The organism is Pontibacter sp. HJ8, from assembly GCF_054824225.1.
Genome location: NZ_JSYF01000559.1, coordinates 1 through 2,616 on the forward strand (window position 1 = coordinate 1; position 2,616 = coordinate 2,616).

Annotated in this window: 1 protein-coding gene; it reads right to left on the minus strand. The window is 48.5% G+C overall.

Annotated elements, in window-relative coordinates; translation table 11 throughout:
• Positions 1 to 2,477: triple tyrosine motif-containing protein (locus OB13_RS19360; protein WP_461491832.1), on the minus strand; the 2,477-nt coding region annotated here is incomplete at its 3' end.
• Positions 2,478 to 2,616 lie beyond the last annotated feature (139 nt).

Consider the following 2,616-nt stretch of genomic DNA (forward strand, 5'->3'; position numbering starts at 1 on the left):
TGGGCAATGCCAGCCGTAAGCTCGCCCAACGAAGCCATTTTCTCTTTCTGCACCAGCTGGTTCTGGGTTTGTCTCAATTCAAGGTATGCTTTTTCGATTTCGCGGGCATGCGCCAGCTCCCGCTCACGGGCTTTTTCCCGCTCCTTTCGGATCAGCCGCCGGCGCTGTCTGCGGTCTACGGCAACTACGCCCGCTATCAGGCACAGGCCATAAAAAATATACGCCCACCACGTTCTGTAAAAGGGCGGCAAGGAGGAGAATTCAAAAGCGGTTGCCGGGCTTTGGGTTCCATTGATATTTTTCGATTTCACCTTGAACACATACGCTCCCTCATCAAGACCCGTAAACTCCTTTTTCGTCTCCGCCGTCCAGTGGGACCATTTCTTATCTTCACCTTCCAGCATGTAGCTGTACACAAGCTGGTCAGGTGCATCGAATGAGGTGGCTGCATACTCGAAACTGATCGACCGGATGGCGTGCGGGAGCGTTAAATTGAATTGAGCGGGTTGTTTGATGGTGGGAGTACCCTTGTGGTCAAAGGCGCCATGAAATATCGTGGAATCTCCTAACAGGTTCACCTTCCGGAGAACGGTTTGCTGCTGCGTTTTATAGTTTTTAGGTATAGCAGGATTGTACCGGAAAATACCTTCGGTCGTGCCCAGCCAAACAATGCCTTCCGGGTCTGTGTGTATCGTCCAGACATCTACCCTCGGCATCCTGCTGAGGGGGATAGTATCCCAGAGGTAACCCCGATCCGGTTGCTTTTGTACTGGCCCGGACTTGAATTCCGACGTCAGCCATACCCGGTCATGCTGGTCTTGGGTCAGGTTAATGGCTTCGCGTGTACCGTCAGCGAATAAAGTACCAAAGGTGCTATCCGGTTTTAACAGCAGGCGCCTGTCTTGCCTCTGCAAACTGAAGATGCCGATGCTGGTGCCGAAATAGATGTTGCCGTTTATACTTTGCACCTCTAGCCTGCGTAATTTTTTTACCAGTTCAGCTGAGGGTTTGTAGTTCTGGACAGGGGGTTGTAAACAATATTCCTTCGAATCATCAATCGAGGAGATATTGTCGTCACAAGTTGCCCAGAGCATACCTGCTTTGTCCTCAGCCAGCCAGGTCACATCGTGGTTTACCCCCTCGATTTTGCCTTCCCACTTCCACCTGCCCCGGCGATGCACAAGAGCAGCCAATCCCTCGGAAGAGCCTATGTAATACTTGTTCGGGTTTCTTCCGGACCGGTGAATGGTCTTGTAAATAATGTCAGCCCCCAGAGGGGAGACCTGTTTTAATACCTGGTTTGAAAGTGCATATACCCCCGGTGTACTAACAATGAGCAGCGTATCACCTGAATCCAGTATTTTCCAGACTTCGTTTTGCAACTGCGGGATTTTATGAAACTCGGGCTCTGCGGCTTCCTCATCTGCAATATATAAGCCGGAAGAAGTACCTGCATACAAGTACTGATTTTTCTTCAAAACAGAGAGCACGATTCCATCCAACCCTGAAGTTTCGTTTAAAAAAGTGACAGGGGAGGGGTAGTCGATGCGGCTGAGGCCTTTGTTTAAAGCTGCCCACAGCCCGTTTTCCTTATCTCTGTAGAGGTACAGAACCGCGTTGTCAAGCAAGCCTTCTTCCTTTTTTATTATTTTTTTTACCTCTCCTTTTGGGTGTATGATCACTACGCCCCTGGTTACGGTTGCCAGCGCAATGGAGCCATCGGCTAGGGTCACACCGTGCATAAAGTACTCCTGATGCAGCCCTTCTTCAGGAGGCAGCGGCAGCTTTTGCAGTGCCTGATCTTCATACCTATAAAGGCCTTGCTCAAACGTGACTGCGAATAAGTTTTGTTTGGAAGCCTTTGTAGCCGGAAGCGGGAGGAGTGCCGTCACAGTTAAATTGTGAAAACCTGCTGCACCGGGCAAAGGCTTAAAGTGTTCTTGTTCCAGTACACACAGCCCTCTGGCTTTATCAATGGCATACAACCGGTTGCGGCAATTTAAAACACTGGCATAACCCGCTTTGCTTTTCCATACCTTGAAATCCCGGCCGGTCCAGCGGAAAATCTGCTGCCCGTCAGTGAAATATACGTCGCGGCCCAGCGCTGTTATCTTAGTTATACTTAAGTCCGGATACTTTCCTTTCAGGTATGGCAGCAAAGTAATGAACTGCATTCTTCCGGCTGAGTCAGGCGCTAAATAGCCAAAGTCGTTGTTGCTGCCGACAAAGATTTTGCCCTCGCTGTTTTTTGCAAACTGAAAACGCCCCTGGTAGCCTGTCCCTTCTACTAACTTCCACGAAATGCCGTCATACTCCAGTATCCCGGTGGTATTACTGACATAGATGATCCCCCGGTTATCCTGTATGATTCCCCAGTTTTGCGGGCTGGAGATGTAGGTATTGCTGTAGTAAGCATCGGGAGGGAAGGACTGTATAAATGGGTTACCAAGTTGCGCCAGCAATCTAACACTACCCATCAGTAAAAGTATGGCAGAAATTAGAGGTTTACGCATGGTAGTAATCTGTAATGGAATGCTCTTAGATAGGTATACGAAATATATTTTATTAAATAATAAGTTGTATTTTAATTTTAACGTACCAATGTTAAGTAATGAT